The sequence below is a fragment of the Lactiplantibacillus mudanjiangensis genome (assembly GCF_005405385.1).
Taxonomy (GTDB): Bacteria; Bacillota; Bacilli; order Lactobacillales; family Lactobacillaceae; genus Lactiplantibacillus; species Lactiplantibacillus mudanjiangensis.
The window spans coordinates 157,242-178,610 of sequence record NZ_BJDY01000005.1 but is presented as its reverse complement, the minus strand read 5'-3'; the positions used below and the strand labels follow the sequence as shown (position 1 = coordinate 178,610).

Annotated in this window: 22 protein-coding genes, 2 tRNA genes and 1 other RNA gene; 20 read left to right on the top strand and 5 right to left on the bottom strand. The window is 41.0% G+C overall.

Features of this window, described 5'->3' with window-relative positions:
• Nucleotides 1-362: 362 nt before the first annotated feature.
• The 3 genes from FFM84_RS12005 (at nt 363) to FFM84_RS11995 (ending at nt 1,994) form a co-directional block, all read left to right on the top strand.
• Nucleotides 363-656 carry a hypothetical protein gene (locus FFM84_RS12005; protein WP_130845594.1) on the top strand — a complete coding sequence of 98 codons (294 nt, stop codon included), beginning with the start codon at nt 363-365 and terminating at the stop codon, nt 654-656.
• A gap of 106 nt (nt 657-762) precedes the next feature.
• Entirely contained in the window at nt 763-1,275 is a 513-nt protein-coding gene (locus FFM84_RS12000) for a hypothetical protein (protein ID WP_130845595.1), read from the top strand.
• Between the two features lie 161 nt (nt 1,276-1,436).
• Entirely contained in the window at nt 1,437-1,994 is a 558-nt protein-coding gene (locus FFM84_RS11995) for an ECF transporter S component (RefSeq protein ID WP_130845596.1), read from the top strand.
• Nucleotides 1,995-2,104: 110 nt separating this feature from the next.
• On the opposite strand, the gene ssrA is transcribed toward FFM84_RS11995, so the two are convergent.
• Nucleotides 2,105-2,474, bottom strand: a transfer-messenger RNA (tmRNA) gene (gene ssrA / locus FFM84_RS11990).
• A 458-nt stretch (nt 2,475-2,932) separates the two neighbouring features.
• Here ssrA and FFM84_RS11985 point away from each other — a divergent pair.
• The 7 genes from FFM84_RS11985 (at nt 2,933) to FFM84_RS11955 (ending at nt 9,635) form a co-directional block, all read left to right on the top strand.
• On the top strand, nt 2,933-3,646 hold the full coding sequence (locus FFM84_RS11985; RefSeq protein WP_130845597.1) for a GntR family transcriptional regulator: 714 nt from the start codon (nt 2,933-2,935) through the stop codon (nt 3,644-3,646).
• Between the two features lie 139 nt (nt 3,647-3,785).
• Nucleotides 3,786-4,097 carry a PTS sugar transporter subunit IIB gene (locus FFM84_RS11980; protein WP_130845598.1) on the top strand — a complete coding sequence of 104 codons (312 nt, stop codon included), beginning with the start codon at nt 3,786-3,788 and terminating at the stop codon, nt 4,095-4,097.
• On the top strand, nt 4,097-5,503 hold the full coding sequence (locus FFM84_RS11975) for a PTS sugar transporter subunit IIC (RefSeq protein WP_130845599.1): 1,407 nt from the start codon (nt 4,097-4,099) through the stop codon (nt 5,501-5,503). Before FFM84_RS11980 ends, FFM84_RS11975 begins: the two co-directional genes overlap by 1 nt.
• A gap of 22 nt (nt 5,504-5,525) precedes the next feature.
• On the top strand, nt 5,526-5,858 hold the full coding sequence (locus FFM84_RS11970) for a PTS lactose/cellobiose transporter subunit IIA (protein WP_130845600.1): 333 nt from the start codon (nt 5,526-5,528) through the stop codon (nt 5,856-5,858).
• A 4-nt stretch (nt 5,859-5,862) separates the two neighbouring features.
• Nucleotides 5,863-7,383, top strand: a complete 1,521-nt coding sequence (locus tag FFM84_RS11965; RefSeq protein ID WP_130845601.1) for a sialate O-acetylesterase — start codon at nt 5,863-5,865, stop codon at nt 7,381-7,383.
• On the top strand, nt 7,361-8,254 hold the full coding sequence (locus tag FFM84_RS11960) for an ROK family protein (RefSeq protein ID WP_130845602.1): 894 nt from the start codon (nt 7,361-7,363) through the stop codon (nt 8,252-8,254). The genes FFM84_RS11965 and FFM84_RS11960 overlap by 23 nt, the downstream gene beginning before the upstream one ends.
• The gene (locus FFM84_RS11955) at nt 8,247-9,635 is read left to right on the top strand and encodes a glycoside hydrolase family 1 protein (protein ID WP_130845603.1); all 1,389 of its coding nucleotides are present in this window, start codon (nt 8,247-8,249) and stop codon (nt 9,633-9,635) included. Before FFM84_RS11960 ends, FFM84_RS11955 begins: the two co-directional genes overlap by 8 nt.
• Nucleotides 9,636-9,882: 247 nt before the next feature.
• Here FFM84_RS11955 and FFM84_RS11950 read toward each other — a convergent pair whose 3' ends face one another.
• On the bottom strand, nt 9,883-10,809 hold the full coding sequence (locus FFM84_RS11950; protein WP_130845604.1) for a DMT family transporter: 927 nt from the start codon (nt 10,807-10,809) through the stop codon (nt 9,883-9,885).
• 285 nt (nt 10,810-11,094) lie between these two features.
• Here FFM84_RS11950 and FFM84_RS11945 point away from each other — a divergent pair, with 285 nt between their 5' ends.
• The 8 genes from FFM84_RS11945 (at nt 11,095) to FFM84_RS11910 (ending at nt 19,484) form a co-directional block, all read left to right on the top strand.
• On the top strand, nt 11,095-11,364 hold the full coding sequence (locus tag FFM84_RS11945) for an ACT domain-containing protein (RefSeq protein WP_130845605.1): 270 nt from the start codon (nt 11,095-11,097) through the stop codon (nt 11,362-11,364).
• Nucleotides 11,365-11,373: 9 nt separating this feature from the next.
• Nucleotides 11,374-12,717, top strand: a complete 1,344-nt coding sequence (locus FFM84_RS11940; protein ID WP_130845606.1) for a PFL family protein — start codon at nt 11,374-11,376, stop codon at nt 12,715-12,717.
• Nucleotides 12,718-12,925: 208 nt separating this feature from the next.
• Nucleotides 12,926-13,654, top strand: coding sequence for a winged helix-turn-helix domain-containing protein (locus FFM84_RS11935; RefSeq protein WP_130845607.1), 729 nt, complete (start codon nt 12,926-12,928; stop codon nt 13,652-13,654).
• The gene (locus tag FFM84_RS11930) at nt 13,651-15,168 is read left to right on the top strand and encodes an ATP-binding protein (RefSeq protein ID WP_130845608.1); all 1,518 of its coding nucleotides are present in this window, start codon (nt 13,651-13,653) and stop codon (nt 15,166-15,168) included. Before FFM84_RS11935 ends, FFM84_RS11930 begins: the two co-directional genes overlap by 4 nt.
• A 167-nt stretch (nt 15,169-15,335) precedes the next feature.
• Nucleotides 15,336-16,517: a class I SAM-dependent methyltransferase gene (locus FFM84_RS11925; protein WP_130845609.1), complete on the top strand. Its 1,182-nt coding sequence runs from the start codon at nt 15,336-15,338 to the stop codon at nt 16,515-16,517.
• Nucleotides 16,518-16,760: 243 nt separating this feature from the next.
• Complete coding sequence (locus tag FFM84_RS11920) at nt 16,761-17,618, top strand: GRP family sugar transporter (RefSeq protein WP_130845610.1); 858 nt, start codon at nt 16,761-16,763, stop codon at nt 17,616-17,618.
• A 224-nt stretch (nt 17,619-17,842) separates the two neighbouring features.
• Nucleotides 17,843-19,195, top strand: coding sequence for a glucose-6-phosphate isomerase (locus FFM84_RS11915; protein WP_130845611.1), 1,353 nt, complete (start codon nt 17,843-17,845; stop codon nt 19,193-19,195).
• Between the two features lie 97 nt (nt 19,196-19,292).
• The gene (locus FFM84_RS11910; RefSeq protein ID WP_130845612.1) at nt 19,293-19,484 is read left to right on the top strand and encodes a hypothetical protein; all 192 of its coding nucleotides are present in this window, start codon (nt 19,293-19,295) and stop codon (nt 19,482-19,484) included.
• A gap of 99 nt (nt 19,485-19,583) precedes the next feature.
• Here the strand turns inward: FFM84_RS11910 and FFM84_RS11905 are convergent, their stop codons facing one another.
• From FFM84_RS11905 to FFM84_RS11895, 3 genes are all read right to left on the bottom strand, one after another.
• On the bottom strand, nt 19,584-19,856 hold the full coding sequence (locus tag FFM84_RS11905) for a hypothetical protein (protein WP_130845613.1): 273 nt from the start codon (nt 19,854-19,856) through the stop codon (nt 19,584-19,586).
• 23 nt (nt 19,857-19,879) lie between these two features.
• Nucleotides 19,880-20,107 (bottom strand): hypothetical protein, encoded by a 228-nt coding sequence (locus tag FFM84_RS11900; protein WP_165444350.1) that lies wholly within the window; start codon nt 20,105-20,107, stop codon nt 19,880-19,882.
• A gap of 669 nt (nt 20,108-20,776) precedes the next feature.
• Nucleotides 20,777-20,849, bottom strand: a tRNA-Gln gene (locus FFM84_RS11895).
• A 113-nt stretch (nt 20,850-20,962) separates the two neighbouring features.
• Between FFM84_RS11895 and FFM84_RS11890 the strand changes: the two genes are divergently transcribed.
• Together FFM84_RS11890 and FFM84_RS11885 are read left to right on the top strand one after the other, a co-directional pair.
• A complete protein-coding gene (locus FFM84_RS11890) occupies nt 20,963-21,169 on the top strand; it encodes a hypothetical protein (RefSeq protein WP_130845615.1) in 207 nt (68 codons plus the stop codon).
• Nucleotides 21,170-21,214: 45 nt separating this feature from the next.
• Nucleotides 21,215-21,287, top strand: a tRNA-Glu gene (locus tag FFM84_RS11885).
• Nucleotides 21,288-21,369 lie beyond the last annotated feature (82 nt).

The window sequence follows — 21,369 nt, the reverse complement described above, 5'->3', positions numbered from 1 at the left end:
GTTTGAATAGCAAAATCTGTGCTTGATGTTTGTTGTAGTTGTCGAATCATTACGGTATTGATGGGAACGTAATATTAAAAATGTGACGTCAAAAGTGTTTATTTATCGAGCCTTTTTGCGTCTTAATTAATTATAAATATATTGGTCTAACTTGTTAGCCAATACCGGTTGTCAAACTCGTGACTTGGGTGAGTGCTTGCCCAGTCTAGGGTCGATTGATGTTGACCATCTGATGTGACATAAAGAAATTTATAATTTAAGTTTAAATGCTGTAATGGCAGGGATAACGAGGTGTATTAAGTTGTGTTATTACTGAAAGTCATCTATGATGAGGCCGATTAGTAGGATGGGAGTGGATTGAAATGGTGAACCGACGAATCAAGTTACAGCAACAGCGCCAACTGCGCGCACAATTGGTTTTGACGGCGACAAAGCCAGATATTCAAGCTGATATTGCCCTAAAGCGACTGGTTCAACGGGGATTACGGCGATTACAAGCATCTGGTAACGCAGTTGTAACTGCTGAGCAAGTGGCTCGCGATTTAGGTTATTATCTATTTTGTCACCACTACACCATGCCACGAGCAGCTTATGAGTTGTTGGCAGTGGCCCAAACAATACAGGTACCGGATACGCCGATTGTTCCCATGTTATAGCGCTTATTGCTTAATAAAAAAATGCTTGTTAATAATTATAAATTCAGTTATATTGATGATGGTACCTTAATGATTAAGGTAATTCAAAAAGGAATGGGGTTTTAACATGCATAAAATGCGGGGAATTTTATTGAGTGCTGGGATCGGGTTATTAGCAAGTACCGTCCCAATGGTGGCGGGTGCCAAGACAACTAACTTACCAAAGAGTTACCAAGGAAGTTGGTATGGTTATGTTTCGTCTGAAAAGACTGGAAAAACAACGACACGGGCGTTTGCTAAGATGACATTGTCCGGTAAGAAGATGAACTATGGGGTTTATTACACGACCAAGGCGAATCTTAAACCATTGACTTGGGCAATGAGTTTTAAAGTGCCAGTGACGGTAACTAAAAAGGTAAATACTAAAACCAAGAAAGTTACCTATCGGCTAGGGTCAAAATTAGCGGAAGCTAACTTTGCAACGCTTAGTTTGGTTAAAGTAAACGTGAACCATCATCAAGTAACGGCTTTACGTGAAAAAATCGATGGTGTCGGCAAAGTGTACGCATTCCGGCAACCAACTAAGAGTCATCGTTGGGATAAGACATTAGATCTTACTGATTTGATGGCTGATTATTAAAAATGAATAATTGAAATGATAAATGCATCTGAAGTTCAGCGGTTAAGCTGATTTTGGATGCATTTTGCCGTTTTTGGTGAATTAAAGACTTGCGCCCAGCCAATTATCACGGTACGATACAAAGTATTCTAATTATATTTTAATTTAAAGGAGTCAATCAGATGGGGCAGACAAAGCAATTAAGAAAACTGATTTTTGCGAGTTTAATGGCGGCAATTATTTTTGTCGGGATTAGTGTATTACGAATTCCGTTACCTGCACTAGTTGGGCGGCCATTTGTACATTTTGGCAACACGCTTACTATTTTGGCCGTGATGTGGCTAGGCTTTGGCTATGGCGCAACCGCTGGAGCAGTCGGCCTAGGGTTGTTTGATATCTTGAATGGCTATGCCGCTACCGCTTGGTTAACGATTTTAGAAGCTATTATTTTAGCGGCTGTGGTGAACATTGCGTTTAAAGCAATTGGTTACGATGAACATCACTTGGCCAAGTTGTACGTAGTGTCTAGTTTGGCTGGGGTGACCAAACTAATGACGTCGTGGGGGAATGGCGTGATTGTGGCGTTGATGGCGGGAACCTCGGTGAATGTGGCAATGATTAGTTCGTTTGCCAGCCTATTGTCGGCGTTAATAAACTCAGTGGTCAGTTTTTTAGTGGTACCGTTGTTGTATATGTTGTTGGTAAAGATGGGCTTCACACGGGATCGATTTAACGGTTAATATAAAAAAATTGAGTGCCGCCAGCATTAATTAGCAGCTGGCGGTATTTTATGAATAAATTTAGTCAAATAAAAAACGACCACTCTCTGGTAAGTGGTCGTTTTGGTGCTTTATGGAGGTGGCGAGAGTCGAACTCGCGTCCAAGCATATTGCCCCTCGGATATCTACGCTCATAGACAGACTATTTAAATTTCGCGATTACAAACGCCGCATGTCAGGGCACTCAGCAATCACTAACCTGATTAATCTCTTCTCGTTGCTCCAGGTGGAAGCATTGAGCGTAAGTCCACTAAATTTAGGACCCAGATCTAAGACATGGACGATCTTAGGAGGATCTACGTTAAGCGCTTATTAGGCAGCTAAAGCGTAAGAATTGTTATTATTTTTTGCAGTTATAATATAAACTGAACCTTTTTACGTGAGGCAAGCACGAAACGCAATCCGAACTCAAACTATACCTGTCGAATCCAGAACACCCCCAAATTCGATACAATAGTAGTTTAGCATACAGGGTGGGTGTTGCCAACTAATCTGTTTACTAAAAACTAAAGTGATAGGGGTTAGTCGTACTAGATGGAATTATAAGTGGCATGTTGCATGAGTTAAAAGATCTGATCTTATTAGCGTACATGTTATCGATGCCGCTAATGAGGACTTATATATTAATATTTTTTTGTGAGGGCTACTTTATCAAAGTCATTTTAAATAATTTCAGTTCCATGAACGCCAACAATTTAAATCGAGAGATCGATTTTATATAAGAATGATAAAGCTTAACTTTTTGGATTTTCGTGTCATTAAAATTGTATAATTAAGGAGTAGCAGTATCATAAAGTGATGAATGAGTTGAAATACAAATAGTGCTGGTAAGTGCATTACTAGTTTGTATTTGTTATAATGAATTTTTTACGTGATAGGAGGGCTAACAGACAAATCCAATGAAAGAAGCACCTAAATATGTAGTGGTTGCGGGGCAGTTGCGGCAGGAGATTCTTGAAGGCCGTTATGCTGTCAATGATCAGTTACCACAAGAAAATGCTATCGCAAAGGCTTATAATGTCAGTCGAATTACCGTTCGGAAAGCCTTAGATGGGCTAGTTGAAGAGGGTCTGATTTATCGAATTCAAGGTTCGGGAACTTATGTCAAAGATAACCAGCCAACAGAAAATTCAACTCAGAAGAGTTCACTTGAAATATTTGATTTTAATCATTACAAAGTGGAACTGCTTAACTTTGCAGTCGTGAAGCCTGAAGAATCTATCAGCAATCAGTTGAATGTAACGCAGTTTGACTTTACGTATGAAGTAGAAAGACTGATTGTTCAACAAGATAGTGACGAAGTGATCGGACTGCAACGGATCTATATGCCAGCCAAAGTAATTCAAGGTATGCGGATGGATGTTCTAAAAGGATCGATTTATGATTTTTTAGAAGCTGATTTAGGATTGGTATTAGGGTCAGCAATTCGAACAATTTCGAGTGAATTGGCAGACCTTAAATTAATGGAAAAATTGAAGCTATCTAAAACTGAACCGTTGTTAACAATGGAACAACGGTCATTTTTAGAAAATGGTCAAATTTTTGAGTACGCGTACACATATTTACGACCAACTGAATTCTCATTACATGAATCGATTAATGTAAAAGCTTAGACTACCAGCGTTTGTAGCTGGTAGTTTTTTTATTTTTAAAATTTGTTATAACAAATTTTAAAAAGGTATTGTTTTTCAAAAGCGATACGTCTATACTCATGGTTGTAAGCGATAACAAAATATTTAGGAGGTAGTCGTAATGGCTCAATTGAAAATTGCTTTATTCTGTAGTGGTGGGATGTCAACTAGTTTGGTTGGTTCAAAGATGCAGAAAGTTTATGATTCGGAACATAAAGATGTTCAAGTCGATGCTTACGATCTTGGGATGGTCGATGAAGTTGGTGGTGGTGTTGATGTTATCATGCTAGCACCACAAATTGGTTGGGCATATGACCAAGTGAAACAGAGTTATCCGGATACTAAGATTATCAAATTAACGATGCAAGAATTCGGGAGTATGAATGGTCAAGTGTTAGTTGATCGGTTAGCTCAAGAAGGGATTGAAGGCTGATGAACACAAACGGGGGGCGTTGGCAAAATTTTCAAGCCAACTTTACGAAATATGCTGGTAAAATTGCCGCTAATAAATTGCTATTAACATTACGTGATTCATTTATTATTGTGGCAGCAACTTCAATGATTGCTGGTTTTGCAATCATGATTCAAAACGTCTTTGTTGACCCGACAAATGGTTTGGTTTTTGGAAAACAAGGGTTTGGCTTAGGTAAGATGATTGCTGGTTCTTGGTCAGCATGGGAAAAGTCAGGACTATTCAATGGGTTGACTTCGACCGGTAATTTGATTGGTTTAGTTTCAAATGGTTCTTTGAATACATTTGCGGTTTTGTTAGTTGTTATTTTTTCACATACGTTTTCCCGCAAATATTTTCCAAAATCAAAAGAACATATGACTTCTGTATTGTATGCTCTAGGGGCCTTCTTTATCTGTATGCCATGGAAGTTCCAATACACACCAACTGATTCCAAAAAAGCTATTGATGTTTTAAATTATATGGATACTAGTTTCTTTGGAACTAAGGGGGTTTTTGCGGCACTACTAATTAGTGGTTTTGCGGTTTGGATTTATAATAAAATTTTGGAACGTAATATTACGATTAAAATGCCTGATTCAGTGCCACCTGCAGTTGCACGTAGTTTTGAATCATTAATTCCTGGTGTTTGTACCATGGGTGTGTTTATCATTTTGACAGGGATTAGTACTACTTTCACGAGCGAAACCATGCCGGAATTATTATTAACTTTACTACAAAAACCAGCGTTGGCTATTTCTGGTACTGGATTATTTGCTTTTGTTTCACAAACAACCTGGAGTTTATTGCAGTGGTTTGGGATTCATCCAACCTCAATTTGGGGACCTATTTTTGGGCTGACTTGGAATATCAATGATACTCAAAATATGTTAGGACAAGCCCATCACATCTATTCATCGCTTTTCATGAACTTCTCAACCATTGCCGCAGGATCATGCTCAGTTTCACCAGTCTTGGCGCTGATGTTGTTCTCAAAGCGAGTGGCTGCAAAGAAGATTTCAAAAATTGCAATTATGCCAGCAATTTTCAACATTTCGGAACCAATCACTTTTGGTTTACCGATTATTCTGAACCCGCTTTACTTTATTCCGTGGGTGGTCGCACAACCATTAGCCTTTTATATCGGTTACTTCTTCATAAAAATCGGTTTTATTGCACCTATTGTCAACAATGTTCCTTGGACAGTCCCAACTTTAATTTCAGGATTGCTATATACAGGATCGATTAAAGGACTGATCGTTCAGGCAATTATTGTGGTTGCTACAACGGCAATTTATATCCCATTTATTCAAGTGGACAATAAATTGAATCCTGATATTGATAAAAAGATTTCGGCAACTAAGGCTGATCCTAAATTAGCCGAATAGTATTTTAAGAGGTGAACTTTAAATGGATGAAAAACAATTAGAACGGGCAATGCAGCTGATTTCGGTTGCTGGTAATGCTAAATCGTTGTGTATTGAAGCCATGCAAAAGGCTGAGAGCGGTGAGATTAATGCGGCACAAGCACAGTTAAATGAAGCTCGCAAAACTTTACATGAAGCACATAATATTCAGACCAAGTGGATGACTGATGAAATGAATGGTGAAAAAGTGGAAAAAACGATTATGTTGATTCATTCTCAAGATCATTTCATGGCGGCAGACATTATGATGACCATGGCTGAAAAAGTCATTAATTTACAGAAAGAAATTGTGCAGCTGAAAGTAGCAAAGGGGTAGCTAAATGGCATTAGGACTAGACACGATATTTAGTGACAAGCTAGTTTTGCCACTTGGTAAGACTTTCCAAATTAGTGGCTGGTCAGCGGCTGAAATTCAAATTCAAGTCACGATTGGTCAACAAATTAGAAAAGTAATGAGTACAGCTAATGGTCGGTGGAATGCTGTTTTTCAACCAATTAATGATGGTCGTGGTGTGTATACGATCCAAGTTGATGATGGTTATGAGTCGGTTATTATACATGAATTACGTTTTGGCCTGGTTTTTTTGATGGCCGGTCAATCTAATATTGAGTACGAAATTCAAAATGATCATGAATATGCGCAAATACGGCAACAAACGCCATTAGCTAATGTTTATTACTATAACGTTCCAAAAATTGAATATGTCTCTCAGGATGGTACCGTTACACCTCAAAATTTGCGAAAGCCAACTTGGAATCAGTTATGTGGTGATAACATGGCTGAAATGTCAGCTATTGGCTATTGGCTAAGTCAAGAGCTACAACGACGACTACCACAGACTGCGATTGGCATTGTTGACTGTTATAAGGGAGGAACATCAATTTCTTCGTGGGTTTCGGAAGATGTCTTGAGAAGTGATACGACTTTAATAAAAACATTTTTGACGCCGTTTGAAGCTGCAACTACGGGGAAAACAGTTGCAGACTATGCACAAGAAATGCAAAGTTATCAGCGAGCGGTTAATCAACATAATACGGACTTGGCGGCCTTTCAAGCGGCTAATCCAAAAATATCACTAAGTGATGCTAAAAACCATGTAGGACATACACCTTGGCCACCACCACTGTCACCAACCAGCTTCCTACGGCCATGCGGTTTATATCATACGATGGTGTGCCAAGTACAGCATTATACGTTCAATCAGGTAGTCTGGTATCAAGGTGAAAACGATGCGTCACAGCCTGATATCTATCAAGTGATGTTGACAAAATTAATTCAGAGTTGGCGAAAAATGTTAGCGGATACATCGCTAGTATTTAATATTATTCAACTACCTGGTTATGAGGATGAACCTTTTGAGGCTTGGCCTAAGATTCGGCAAGCACAATTAACAGTTGCTAATCTGCAGCCAAATGTGAACTTGATATCGGGTAGCGACACTGGGGAACGACATAATATTCATCCAACGTCTAAACGTCAGTTAGGCGAACGAATTGGTCGTTTGCTGAGTGGTCAAGACTATCATCAGACGCCAGTGGTCATTGATATACAGCGAATTGGTAATGATGTTGTGTTTAATATTAGCCAAGTTCATCAGTTAGAAGTTAGACCGAATACGACCATGCAAGTAAAGGTTGGGCATAAGTGGGTTCAGAGAATTGTTCGAAAGATAGATGATCAACGCATTGTGTTACATGATTGTGCTGAAGTAACGGCGGTTCGCTATCAATATGAGAACTATACACAACTGACGATTTTTAACGAATTGGGTGACCCGCTGACACCATTTAGTTATCAGATTGAGGGGAATGAAAGTAATGCAACCAATTGGATTAATTGATATTGGGGGTACAACCATTAAATTTGCCGTCTGGCAAGATGGTCAGCTTGTTTCACGGACTAGGATTGCGACACCAAAAGATTTAAATAGTTTTTATGAACAACTGACTATCCAAATCAATCAGATGAAACAAGATTATAAAATTGTTGGTGTTGGTATCAGTTCACCCGGAGCAGTCAATAAACGGACTGGCATCATTGAAGGAGCCAGTGCATTACCATACATCCATAATTTTAAGATCCAATCAGTACTAGAAAAATATTTTGATTTGCCAATTAGTATGGAAAATGATGCCAACTGTGCTGCTTTAGCGGAATTAGCAGGTGGTGCTGGTCGAAATGTTAATAGCCTTTGTTTTTTGATTATCGGTACTGGTGTCGGTGGGGCAGTTATTATGAATCATCAAATTTGGCATGGTGCTCATCTATTTGGTGGTGAGTTTGGCTTTACACTTGTTGATGATCGATCGACTTTAAGCAATCTAGGAACTTCGGTAGCAGTGGCTAATCGGTACAATGCTAATCACCCTGAACAAGCCCCCCTTACTGGTAAACAAGTTTTTGATTTAGCTGATCAGGGATGTGTTTCGGCCCAAGCGGAAGTGCAAGTAATGTATCATACGCTAGCCAAGGCTATTTACAATTTACAATATAGTTTTGATCCAGAAATGATAGTTTTAGGCGGTGCCGTTTCAAATAATCCACAACTAGTATCAGCAGTTAATCAAGAAATTGAAAAGATACGTAAAGTTGTTGAAATTGCATCGATTAAGCCAACCGTAGTTGCATGTCATTTTACCGATGAGGCTAATTTGCGAGGAGCAGCGTTTGACTTTATACAAGAACATCAGGAGGCTAAACAAAATGATTAAATTCCCAGATAATTTCACATTTGGGGCGGCTACTTCAGGACCACAAAGTGAGGGTAACTTTGATAAACTTCACCAGAATGTTTTTGATTATTGGTATGCGAAGGATCCGGAGGCCTTTTATCAATCGGTTGGCCCAGATACGGCTTCTAATTTTTATAATAGCTATCAAAGTGATCTCCCGTTAATGAAACATGCTGGTATTCAAGCCTTACGGACTTCTATTCAATGGTCACGACTTATCAAAGATTTTGAGACGGCTGAAGTCAATCAAGCTGGGGTAGATTTTTATAATCATATCATCGATGCAATGCTTGATAACGGTGTAGAACCTTATATTAATTTATTCCATTTTGATCTCCCAGTTGAACTGTATCAAAAGTACGGTGGTTGGGAGTCAAAACATGTTGTCGATCTGTTTGCTAAATATGCTGCTCAATGTTTTCAACTTTTTGGTGATCGGGTTAAGTATTGGTTCACTTTTAATGAGCCTAAAGTGATTCTTGATGGTGAATATTTATATCAATTTCATTATCCATTATTAAAAGACGGCTCTAAGGCAGTTCAGGTTGCGTTCAACTTGAATCTAGCCTCTGCTAAAGCTGTTGCAGAATTCCGTAAGATTTTAGGTGATACGGATGATAAGATTGGGACTATACTTAACTTAACCCCAGCGTATCCAGCCTCCAATGATCCAGCGGACATAAAGGCTGCTGAATTTGCTGAGGATTGGTCAAATAATATGTTTCTTGACCCAGCAATCTTAGGGACTTTTCCAAAACGATTAACGGATGTTTTATCACATGATAATGTTTTGTGGGATGCAACTCCTACTGAATTAGAGCTCATTGCACAAAATACCGTTGATTTAGTGGGTGTCAATTATTACCATCCATTTCGGGTCAAGCAACCAGATATTTCGCCATTGAGTTTAACAGATTGGATGCCGGATATTTATTTTGATGATTATGATATGCCTGGCCGAGTGATGAATGTTGATAAAGATTGGGAGATTTACCCAGATGCACTTTATGACATTGCGATAAATATTCGTGATAATTATCATAATATTCCTTGGTTTGTTTCAGAAAACGGCATGGGCGTTGCGAATGAAGAACGCTTTATGGATGCCAATGGGGTTATTCAAGATGACTATCGAATCAAGTTCATTAAAGATCACCTTACAGCTTTGAATAAAGGGATAATGGCTGGTAGTAATTGTTTGGGATACTTTGTTTGGACGGCTATTGATTGTTGGTCTTGGAAGAATGCTTATCATAATCGCTATGGATTGATTCGCGATGATATTCATACTCAAGTTAAAACATTAAAGAAATCAGGCCAATGGTATTATCAACTGAGTACAACGCACAGCTTAGAATAGTGGCCTCAAAAATAAACTGAGTGTGCCAGTTTTTGTTAAGTTCTTTGTAAGCAGCTTTGCCGTGGTATTACTACCATAGTAAAGCTGCTTTTTGTGTGTTACCGGATTGTGAAGTAACGAAGATATTGTTCAAATCTAATTCTGAATATAATAAAATCCCCTTAAAATTGACAGATGAATTATTGTTGTTCATCTGTCGATCTTAAGGGGAACTAGAGTAAATAAAGTGGTTTTGAATCAGTATTTTCTATTCCGTCCGCCGATGCAAAAAGCCCATCATCTTGCGCACATTGAGCGATAAAGCCATAACGGCTAAAATAATTAAAAGTCCGCCAATGAGATCAAAACTCGTCAATTGAACATTCAAAAAGGCGATTGAAAAGATGGTCGCCGCCAAAGGCTCAAATGCATCCATTAAACTAGCAGTTGTCGGTAAAATGTAACTCAAACTGTTGGCAAACATTAAGAACGGACAAACAGTTCCTAAAATAATGATCACCACGAGCAAACTAATCGCTGATCCGGTCAAACTGACATGGACTTGCCAGAGTGGTTGAAAAACATTTAAACAAATACCGGCGACTAGTAATCCCCAGCCAGTCACTGTTTGGGCACCGTACTTAGTTAAAATGCGTCGCGGAATCAACGTATTAGTAGCGACCCCAATCGCTGATAATCCGCCCCAAAATAAGACCACTGGTGAAATGGCTAAGCTCCCTAAATGACCATGGGTAACAATGAGCAAGGTTCCGATAAAAGCCATGAGCATTCCAACGGCTTCAGAGCGACGTGGCGTCACATGCTTAAATAGGAAGAAATAAATACTAATGATGAATGGTCCTAAAAATTGAATAATCGTTGCAATTGGTGCATTCCCAAAGCGGACCGCTTCAAAGTAGCAGAGCTGCACGGGAACTAAGCCCAACAAGCCGTAACTTACAAGTTGGATGCTGTCACGACGATGGCGCCAAATCCTAAATGGTTTTGCGCCGGTAAGTTGTCCCATAATAATGAGAATAATCCCGGCAATAATCATCCGGACTTGGGTCAACCAGAGCGCTGTCATATGTGGATTTAATTGGAAGAGCGTACTCGCAGCAACGCCTGAAATTCCCCATAAAATACACGCAACACTTGCTAGTAACACGCCTTTTAAATGATGTTGTTGTGTCATCGAACCCACACCCCAAATGTCTTCAAACTCAAATTAGCCAACCCCTTTATTCTTAGTCCCAATTATAAAGTCAATGTTGATTATTATAGCAAAGCTCTGCCTGACAACCCGGCGTTTTCAGCGATTCTTCATGTGATTATAATTGTAACCGCTTAATAAAACGCTCACCAGTGATGAGATGAGAAATCTCGACTTAGATTTGAAAAGGGCTGACTTTTAGGGTGAGCCCATGCTATGATATGGGCAACAAGTGCTCTTATTAAATTTTAATCTGGAGGATTTTTCATGAAAGCAATTATTACGGTTGTGGGTCAGGATCAAGTTGGGATTGTTGCTACGGTCGCTAACGAACTGGCCCAATTAAAAATTAATATTGTGGATATGTCTCAAACCTTAATGGATCACAATTTTACGATGATGCTCTCTGGTGAGTGGGATGATCAAGTCTTGAGCTTTGCGGCCGTAAAAGCGGCTTTGGATAAGTTAGGTGAACAATCTGGCTTGACGATTCGGATTCAACGGCAAGCGTTGTTTGATGCAATTCAAAAATTATAGGAGGCCGTGATGGAAAGTCGATCAATTTTAGAAACAATTCAAATGATTGCCGAAGAGAATCTAGATATTCGGACAATCACGATGGGCATCTCGCTGTTTGATTGTATTGACAGTGATGGCGTTAAGGCGCGACAAAAAATCTACGATAAAATTACGACTAGTGCTCGTGATCTAGTCACTGTCGCGGATCAGATTCAAACTGAATATGGTGTGCCGATTATTAACAAACGGATCGCGGTGACGCCAATTGCCCTAATCGCGGCGGCCAGTGGTGATCACGATTATGTTGCCTATGCCCAAACAATGGAACGTGCCGCGGTGGCTTTAGGGGTTGATTTGATCGGGGGCTTTTCAGCGCTCGTACAAAAAGGGTATCAAAATGGCGATCGAACCTTAATTGCCTCAATTCCACAAGCCTTAGCTGAAACTACACGAGTTTGCAGTTCCGTGAATGTTGGGTCGACACGGGCCGGAATTAACTTGGATGCTGTTGGCGAAATGGGCCGTGTGATCAAGCAAATTGCCACTGATGATCCGGTAAACTGTATGAGTTTAGTGGTCTTTGCTAATGCGGTCGATGATAATCCATTTATGGCCGGTGCGTTTCATGGGGTTGGTGAAGCCGATCGTGTGATCAACGTGGGGATTAGTGGTCCCGGCGTCGTCAAACGGGCCTTAGAGCAAGTCCGCGGCCAGTCTATTGATGTGGTTTCTGAACAAATTAAGAAGACGGCCTTTAAAGTAACACGGATGGGCCAATTAGTCGGGTCAATTGCGGCTGAACGCTTAAACGTCCCATTTGGCATTGTCGATTTATCTTTAGCACCAACACCGAACGAAGGTGACTCGGTTGCAGAGATTTTAGAAGAAATCGGGTTAGAACAAGTTGGGGCGCCCGGAACCACCGCGGCTTTAGCGTTACTAAATGATGCCGTTAAAAAAGGTGGCGTGATGGCTTGTGAACATGTCGGGGGCTTGTCTGGTGCGTTTATCCCAGTTTCTGAAGATGCTGAAATGATTCGCGCGGTTGAAGCCGGTCATTTAGGTGTTGAAAAATTGGAAGCGATGACGGCGGTTTGTTCCGTTGGTCTAGATATGATTGCGGTGCCAGGTGAGACCTCGGCGGCGTCAATCAGTGGGATGATTGCTGATGAAGCGGCTATCGGGATGATTAATAATAAGACAACGGCTGTTCGCGTAATTCCGGCAACTGGTAAAAAGGTTGGTGACAGTGTTGAATTTGGTGGCCTATTCGGTCGTGCGCCAGTGATGGCAGTTAATCCGAGTCAACCACAAGCGTTCATTCAACGTGGTGGGCACATTCCAGCACCAATTCATTCCTTCAAAAATTAGGTCAGTTGAACCCATGGCTATCGAGTTTTCGCCATACTTTTTTCACAAACCGACCACGCATTGTTAGTAATTTGTTGATATACTAAGACTGATAATTAGTCACAAGTGGGGTATGATGATACTTGGAAGCAGGCACTGACTTGTTAGTGTGTCAGTGATTACGGGCTTGACTAAAACATTAAAATGCGTAATTTGGAGGAATCCGTTAATGAAATTATTAATGATTGAAGATAATAAATCCGTCTCAGAAATGATGGCGATGTTTTTTAAGAAAGAAAAGTGGGACGCTCACTTTGCCTATGATGGTAACGAAGCCGTTGACATGTTTAAGGCCGAAGCGGATAGCTGGGATATGGTCACGTTAGACTTGAACTTACCAGGCAAAGACGGCATGCAAGTTAGTGCAGATATTCGCAAAGTTTCGCCAACTGTACCAATCATCATGCTAACGGCTCGCGATTCTGAAAGCGATCAAGTGCTGGGACTTGAAATGGGGGCGGATGATTATGTCACCAAGCCATTTTCACCCATTACCTTGATTGCGCGAATCAAAGCGTTACATCGTCGGGCTGATTTTAGTAAGACGGCGCCTAGTGAACCAACTGATGATGCGATTAGTGATTTTGATGTTCAAACAGATCACTTTAAGTTGAATACGAAGACCCGTGAAGCTTACTTAGCGGGGACGCCAATTCAAGATTTGACGCCAAAGGAATTTGATTTATTGAAGACCTTGGCCCAAAAGCCTCGCCAAGTGTTCTCACGTGAACAATTGCTACAGTTGGTTTGGGACTATGAATACTATGGTGATGAACGCACGGTTGATGCGCACATTAAGAAGTTACGTCAGAAGATCGAAAAGGCCGGTCCACAAATTATCCAAACGGTTTGGGGGGTTGGCTACAAGTTCGACGATAGTGGAGTTGAAGCTAAATGAAGCTGATCTATCAACAAATGTTGTCCTTTTTTGCAGTGATCATTACGGTGATTGTGGTGCTGGGATTTGCTTTTATCCGCACGACCAAAACGATGATCTATCAAAACTCGTGGCAGCAACTACAACAATACGCAACGAGTATTGAAAAGGAAGCCATTCGGTATAATACCCGTACGCATAAAGTCGTGGGATTTAACCAGCAATTTTTAAATGATAGTACGGCTATTTTGCGAGATCAACACATTCATTTTTCAGTGTATGATGCCAACAAGAAGATCGTTTATCCAAATAGCTTAGGGTTAAGCAACATGCCAACGGGTTCTTTTTATGCGCCGAGTATTTCGAGTAGTGATTGGAAAAAGTTAAAGAACAACAAGACGATTACCAAGTCACCACACGTGAGTTTTAAATCACGCAGTCAAGATCGACCAGTGAACAAACCGTCTTTGAAGACCATCGATGTGCTAGTTCCGCTCTTCTATAAGAGTGGGAGTACGAAGAAATTCGTTGGGGCAATCTCAATTGGATCGTTTGAACAGACCTTGCAAGCCAATGAGCAACAAATTGAAAATAATCTCTTTATTGCTTTGCTAGTTTCTGGAATTGCGGCGTTACTATTGAGTTTCATTCTCGCACGTTATTCGGTTCGACGGATCAATCGTCTGCGGTATGCCACCCATTCTGTTGCGAGTGGAGACTTTGATATTCAAGTGGATAGTAATCACAAAGACGAGATTGATGATTTAGCTGATGATTTCAACGGCATGGTGGGCTCTTTACGGGCTTCAGATGAAGAGATCAAGCGCCAGGAAAAACGCCGACGTGAATTTATGGCTGATGCTGCTCATGAAATGCGGACACCATTGACGACCATCAACGGTATTTTGGAAGGGTTAGCCTACGATGTGATCCCTGAAGAAGACAAAGGTCATTCCATTGAGTTAATGCAAAATGAAACCAAGCGGCTTATTCGCTTAGTGAATGAGAACTTGGACTATGAAAAGATTCGGACTGGACAGATTGCGTTAAACAAGACCAATTTCGATGGTACGGAAGTCTTAAACAACTTAGTTGAACAACTCACAAAAAAGGCGGCCGCTGCCAAGGATACCTTTAAGCTGACGGCGCCAGATCAATTGCCAGTTTGGGCAGATTATGATCGTTTTGTGCAAGTGCTATTTAACATTATGCAAAATGCGATTCAGTTCTCTCAAGACAGTGTGATTGAAGTAACGGCTAAGCGGACAGAACACGCGGCCGTGATTGCAGTCCAAGATCACGGGATTGGGATGACCCCCGATCAAGTGAAAAATATTTGGGAACGGTATTACAAGGCCGATCCATCACGTAAGAATACCAAGTATGGGGAATCTGGTTTAGGCTTAGCCATTTCACATCAATTGGTTCAACAACATGGTGGGACGATTGATGTCGCGAGTGAAGCTAATCAGGGGACTTGCTTTACAGTTACGTTCCCAGATGAAGGGTTTGACAAGCCAATTATTGAAGATTAACGATAAAACAGTCGCCGACAGGGGGCTGTTTTTTTGCTACAGATTCTGATGAGACATCAGTAATAACTAACGGTTGAGTGACAGGATATGTTACACTTAAAACGGCTGTGAACAGCGATTTACCGCTACTTTAGATAAGAACTGAAAGAATGAATAGGAGATACAATATGCAAAGAGTACAAATTACGGGTAATTCTCAACGGAAGGTTAAGGATGGTTATCCATTATTAGTTCAAGATGACTTAAAAGATCCTAGCTTGAAATTAACCGATGGGTCGTTTGTCGCTTTAATGGCAAGTTCTCAATTTATGGGCTATGCCTTAGTGGCGAAGCATCGTCGCCAATTAGGTTGGGTGTTAAGCCAAGATGAAAGTGAAACGCCGACGACGGATTATTTCCGGAAGTTATTTAAACAAGCTTTAGTTCGGCGGTCAACGACCATGGACCCATCGCTACCACAACGCGTGTTTAACGCAGAAGGTGATGGCCTAGGTGGTGTCACTATTGACCATTACACCGATTATTACGTCTTCACATGGTATGCCGAAGGGGTTTATAAACAACGTGAAATGATTTATGCCGCCTTTGAAGCGGCCGCAGATCATCAATTCAAAGGCCTCTACGCCAAGTTGCGCTTTAATGTTGAAGCGGGCAGCTTGAAGAGTCGTCTGGTTACGGGGACGGCAGCGCCAGAACCATTATTGGTTACTGAAGGTGAAGTGACTTATCCCGTACATTTGGAAGATGACTTAACAACCGGCTTGTTGTTAGACATGCGTCCCATCCGTCAGTGGTTGGCAAGTGCCGAATTACAAGGTAAGACGGTCTTGAATTTGTTTAGCCAAGAAAACGGGATTACCGCTGCAGCGGCAGTCGCTGGTGCTGCTAAGACTATTTCGATTGAAACCAACAAAAAGGGTGCCACCGCTACGGCTGAACAATTAGCGATTAATAATATTGATCCTGATAAGCATGAAATTCGGGCCATTGAAGTTAATCGTTATCTTGATTACACCGCTAAACATCATTTGAGTTATGATGTGGTCGTTGTGACGGCGCCAACCTTTGCACGTGTTAAGAAGCAAAAATTCCAAGTAGCAGTTGATTTGACCGACTTATTGACGGATGCGCTGCCAACGGTTCGTCGTGATGGACAATTAGTGGTTGCAACGACGGCCAATAACTTCTCAATGAAGAAGTTTAAGGCGGCAGTTGAAGCCGCGTTTGTCGGTAGTGACCGGTCTTATACGATTACGGAAACGTTCCGTTTGCCAGCTGACTTCGTCACCAAGAAGGCTTATCTTGCCAGCAACTATCTCAAGGTTTTAGTGTTGACGTTAGATAAATAATTGGTAAAATTTGCTGCTTTTATCAGTAAAATTAAAAAAATTTATTAGTCAAAAAAGAGGCCGTTTTCATAAGATGAAAACGGTATCTATCACTAAAGAAAACGAATTCATGAAAATATAAATATATTTATATTTCGCGCTGTAAGGCTGATTATGACTGGTAAAACGGTTACTTTCCTGTTAAACTTATTTTCTGTCGCTAGACATAAGAGAAAAAACATAGAGAAATGAGGATTTAGATTAATGGGAATTCTAATTGCACTGATTCCTGCGATTGCGTGGGGTAGTATCGGCTTAATTAGCGGTCACATGGGTGGTTCTGCGCGGCAACAGACCCTCGGGATGACCATGGGTGCCTTGGTATTTGGGATTGTATTGTGGCTCTTTAAACAGCCTGTTTTAAACTCGGCGGTTTGGGCAACGGGGATTATCTCCGGACTCTTCTGGAGTGTTGGTCAAGGTCAACAATTTACGTCAATGAAAGCTGTCGGGATTTCGCGGACGACGCCAATTTCAACTGGGATGCAATTAGTTGCCAACGCGTTGGCTGGGGTTTTACTCTTCAACGAATGGCATGGCCGGATGTATTGGATTGGTTCGATCTCAGTGATCGTCTTAATCTTTGGGGCCGTCTTAACGTCATTAACTGATAAAACTGACCCTAACGTGCAACGATCAGAAAACTGGTCAGTTGGGATTCGGGCGTTAATCTTATCCACCGTCGGCTATGCCGGTTACACGATTGTCGTGCATTATGGTAACGTGAATGCCCAAGCTGTGGTGATGCCACAAGCGGTCGGGATGTTAATCGGGGCCTTGATCTGGTCATTCAAAGATCGTCCATGGAAAGAAACAGCAACCTATCGCAATATTGTGACCGGGTTAGTCTGGGGTATCGGGAACTTATTCATGTTCATGGCGATGGCCCAAATTGGTCAAGCTATTGCCTACTCTTTATCACAGATGGGGATCGTTATCTCAACTTTCGGGAGTATTTACCTGCTAGGTGAACGGAAGACGCATCGCGAAATGATTTATGTCATCATTGGTTCGATTTTAGTCATCGTTGGTGGGGTTGCCTTATCCTTAATGAAGGCTTAGTAAAACTTTTACTATTAAATTAAATAAATTATTTGAAAACGATTCAAAAGTAGACCCGACTTGGTAATTAACTGTTGCTGAGCAGGTCTTTTTTTCATAAAAATGCTTGTTTTTTACATAAATTGCGAAAATTTAAGAAAAAGCAGGCGGAAGCGCTTTTCATTCCAGCGACTCGTATTGTATAATGTGAGTTGTTAAATATGTATAGAAAGAGGTAATAATAAATGGCACACATTTCATTTGACAGCTCTAATTTAACTAACTTCGTTCATGATAACGAACTTGGTGAATTGCAAGCTATGGTCACAGCTGCTGATAAGGAGCTGCGTGAAGGTACTGGCGCCGGGAATGATTTCCGCGGCTGGTTAGATTTACCAAAAGATTACGATAAGGAAGAATTTGCACGCATCAAAACGGCGGCAAAGAAGATTCAATCTGATTCTGACGTCTTAGTCGTAATCGGGATCGGTGGTTCATACCTCGGTGCACGGGCAGCCATTGAATTCTTACATGAAACTTTCTGGTCATCACTTTCACGTGAAGACCGTAAATTCCCACAAGTTGTCTTTGCTGGGAACTCAATTTCATCATCATACGTCAACGATTTAGTTCACTTAATCGGCGACCGCGACTTTTCTGTTAACATTATTTCAAAATCTGGGACGACGACTGAACCATCAATCGCTTTCCGGGTCTTCAAAGAAAAGTTAATTGAAAAGTATGGTGAAGAAGGCGCTAAGGGCCGGATCTATGCCACAACTGATCGCAAACGCGGTGCGTTGAAGCAAGAATCCGATGCTGAAGGCTACGAAACTTTCGTTATTCCTGATGACGTTGGTGGTCGTTTCACTGTCTTAACGCCAGTTGGTTTGTTACCGATTGCCGTTTCTGGTGGAGACATCGATTCATTAATGAAGGGTGCTGCTGACGCCATGGACGTTTACAGCGACGCTGACTTAACGAAGAACGAAGCTTATCAATATGCTGCTTACCGGAACATCTTATACCGGAAGGGCTACACCACTGAAATTCTTGAAAACTACGAACCAAATATGGCGATGTTCTCAGAATGGTGGAAGCAATTAATGGGCGAATCCGAAGGGAAAGACCAAAAGGGGATCTACCCATCATCAGCTAACTTTACGACTGACTTACATTCATTGGGTCAATATATCCAAGAAGGTCGTCGTAACTTGATGGAAACGGTCATCAAAGTTGAAAACGCCACTACTGACGTTGACATTCCTAAAGAAGCTGAAAACCTTGATGGTTTGAAGTATCTTGAAGGTAAGACAATGGCTCAAGTTAACACTAAAGCTTTCGAAGGGGTTATTATGGCCCATGTCGACGGTGGTGTGCCTAACATGGTCGTTAATATTCCTAACCAAGATGCCTACACCTTAGGTTACATGGTTTACTTCTTCGAATCAGCTGTTGCTGTTTCTGGTTACTTGAACGGGATCAACCCATTCAACCAACCAGGGGTTGAAGCTTACAAGAACAACATGTTCGCTTTACTTGGCAAACCTGGCTATGAAGAATTAACTGCTAAATTAACGGCTCGTTTAGACAAATAAGCCTTAAAATTTAACTTGAAACGTGATTAAAATTGGTTAAGGCCGATTTTAATCACGTTTTTTAGTATAATGAGTAGGATAGAAACGAGGTGGCAAGGTGAAAAACTTAAATATCATCGAAAGTATCTTGATTTTAATTGGGTTACTTGTTTTCGGGATTGGAAGCAAAATCGATAGCATTAACCAAGCCTGGCCGTGGTTAAAAATCGCCGGTTTAGGACTGGTCTTTGTGGTTGGGTTGAGTGATGCGATCTATCGCTTGGTGACGCGGAAATCATTTTTGAAATAGTTGGGCTGCTTGCTAAGGGACGTTCCCCATGGCCGGCAGAATCATTGGTTGGATTTAAAAAAATGGACGTTAAACCAGATTTGGTTTAACGTCCATTTTTTAAAAGTTAATTGCTAGAGAGTAGATAATCAAGCCACCAACGAGCATCAAAATAATGGCGATAACGGCCCATAAAACGTTATACATTGCCTTACCAAACCGATGTTGTAAGTGTAACTTGGCTTGGGAGTGCTCATGTTCGGCATTGTATAGCGAGGCGTTACCGTTTTTGACCCAAGCAGCGCCATGTTGGCCGTAGTAGGGATTAATGTGACGATTGTCGGCGCGATTAGCGCGCCCGTCAGTCTTAGTTACAGGTTTATAAAGGTGCATCTTGATCCTCTTTTCAGCTTAAGTTAGCGTTTTTGAGCTTTATAAGGAACTGCGTAGTTTTTAGGCGCGTCACTAGCTTTAGCGTATTTCCAATGACCCGACATTTTCTTTTCTAATGGGGCATTGTCCTTAATACAAGTAAAGCGTGACCCGACTTCGTTTTCAACAATAAAGATACGATTGAATTCATGACGAGTTTGAACAATATGACAATCATCATGATTAATACCAAATACATCTTTGTATACCAATAATAGGATCTCCTTTTTCCGGTTTGCAACAGTTAAAGTTTACTAAAACGAGTCGGTTAACGGCCCGTTACTAACCAATCTACACTTCTATTATAGACCCGTCACGCAAGTCGTAAAGTGATATTGCTTGAAAAATAGCGGAAAAGGGGCCGGCAATCGCCGGTATGATAGGAATCTGGCACTTTTTTTTAAATATGTTACTAAAGGTTAAAAGTTAAATGTATTGGTCGAAACCTTACCAACATTGACTTAAGTTGGATTAAATTGTCACCTACGCCAGCCAGCGATTCTGCCGGCTGTGGGCGAACGGTAGGTGGCAAGTATGATTACCTTTGATCGATGAATGCTTATCATATCAGCGATTATTGCTAAAACCTAGCTTTCAACCTTTAGATATGTTATATAATATACTTTCACTTAGAGTGAAGGCCTGTTATAATGAAGGCATAAATGATCTGAAACACAATGTTTCACCAAAGCCCTCGACTATTGCAGTAGTCGAGGGCTTTTTTATACGTTTATGTAAGATCAAACGGGTGAGGTCAGCTGTTGCCCGCTACTTGTCTCGCCTGCGGTCCAACCAGTCCGTGAATAACTATGTTTGAAAGTATCAAAAAAGCGATCAACACAAGCGTCTAAGCCATATTGATCGCTATCGAATGGTTCCAATTGGGTATACTGGGCTCGAACCAGTAAATTACGGATTCAGAGTCCGCTGCCTTACCAATTTGGCGAATACCCAATAAACAACTATTTAATTTTAGCTTTAAGGTGAAACCATGTCAAGCACCGCTCGGAAATTACTTGAATTTATTGTGCGAGACAGGCACACTAAGACTAAGGGGTGTGATTAAAATGTCATCGGCGGAATTAACACGAACGTTTAATTATTTGCGACAGCAGCTCATTGTGTGGGCAGTGACTGCGGTAGGTCTAGCCGTGATGCGGACATTTATCTTACCGCAATTACTTACTTGGGTCTTTTGGGGCAGCGTAGTATACTGTTTATTGTTGTTTATCGCGCTCGTTATCGTGACGATTATGCGGCTGCGTGCTAAATGAACGATTGACAAGTTACTTATCTTTTTGTAAGATTAATATTGAATTTGCCCGCTGGTCAAATTGGTTAAGACGTCGCCCTCTCAAGGCGGAATTATGGGTTCGATCCCCATGCGGGTGATAAACGCAGTTATCGTGGTAAATAGAAGTGGTTCAAACGTTGAGTATACAGCGGTTGAACCACTTTTTTTGTTCGATATTTT

Bases quoted from the DNA above. Each gene is read 5' to 3' on its own strand.
- FFM84_RS11915 (WP_130845611.1), top strand. From the start codon at position 17,843: ATGGCACACATTTCATTTGACAGCTCTAATTTAACTAACTTCGTTCAT.
- FFM84_RS11960 (WP_130845602.1), top strand. From the start codon at position 7,361: ATGCAACCAATTGGATTAATTGATATTGGGGGTACAACCATTAAATTT.
- FFM84_RS11980 (WP_130845598.1), top strand. From the start codon at position 3,786: ATGGCTCAATTGAAAATTGCTTTATTCTGTAGTGGTGGGATGTCAACT.
- FFM84_RS11955 (WP_130845603.1), top strand. From the start codon at position 8,247: ATGATTAAATTCCCAGATAATTTCACATTTGGGGCGGCTACTTCAGGA.
- FFM84_RS11975 (WP_130845599.1), top strand. From the start codon at position 4,097: ATGAACACAAACGGGGGGCGTTGGCAAAATTTTCAAGCCAACTTTACG.
- FFM84_RS11940 (WP_130845606.1), top strand. From the start codon at position 11,374: ATGGAAAGTCGATCAATTTTAGAAACAATTCAAATGATTGCCGAAGAG.
- FFM84_RS11925 (WP_130845609.1), top strand. From the start codon at position 15,336: ATGCAAAGAGTACAAATTACGGGTAATTCTCAACGGAAGGTTAAGGAT.
- FFM84_RS11995 (WP_130845596.1), top strand. From the start codon at position 1,437: ATGGGGCAGACAAAGCAATTAAGAAAACTGATTTTTGCGAGTTTAATG.
- FFM84_RS11920 (WP_130845610.1), top strand. From the start codon at position 16,761: ATGGGAATTCTAATTGCACTGATTCCTGCGATTGCGTGGGGTAGTATC.
- FFM84_RS12005 (WP_130845594.1), top strand. From the start codon at position 363: ATGGTGAACCGACGAATCAAGTTACAGCAACAGCGCCAACTGCGCGCA.
- FFM84_RS11950 (WP_130845604.1), bottom strand. From the start codon at position 10,809: ATGACACAACAACATCATTTAAAAGGCGTGTTACTAGCAAGTGTTGCG.
- FFM84_RS11945 (WP_130845605.1), top strand. From the start codon at position 11,095: ATGAAAGCAATTATTACGGTTGTGGGTCAGGATCAAGTTGGGATTGTT.
- FFM84_RS11965 (WP_130845601.1), top strand. From the start codon at position 5,863: ATGGCATTAGGACTAGACACGATATTTAGTGACAAGCTAGTTTTGCCA.
- FFM84_RS11985 (WP_130845597.1), top strand. From the start codon at position 2,933: ATGAAAGAAGCACCTAAATATGTAGTGGTTGCGGGGCAGTTGCGGCAG.
- FFM84_RS11970 (WP_130845600.1), top strand. From the start codon at position 5,526: ATGGATGAAAAACAATTAGAACGGGCAATGCAGCTGATTTCGGTTGCT.
- FFM84_RS11930 (WP_130845608.1), top strand. From the start codon at position 13,651: ATGAAGCTGATCTATCAACAAATGTTGTCCTTTTTTGCAGTGATCATT.
- FFM84_RS11935 (WP_130845607.1), top strand. From the start codon at position 12,926: ATGAAATTATTAATGATTGAAGATAATAAATCCGTCTCAGAAATGATG.
- FFM84_RS11905 (WP_130845613.1), bottom strand. From the start codon at position 19,856: ATGCACCTTTATAAACCTGTAACTAAGACTGACGGGCGCGCTAATCGC.
- FFM84_RS12000 (WP_130845595.1), top strand. From the start codon at position 763: ATGCATAAAATGCGGGGAATTTTATTGAGTGCTGGGATCGGGTTATTA.
- FFM84_RS11890 (WP_130845615.1), top strand. From the start codon at position 20,963: ATGTCATCGGCGGAATTAACACGAACGTTTAATTATTTGCGACAGCAG.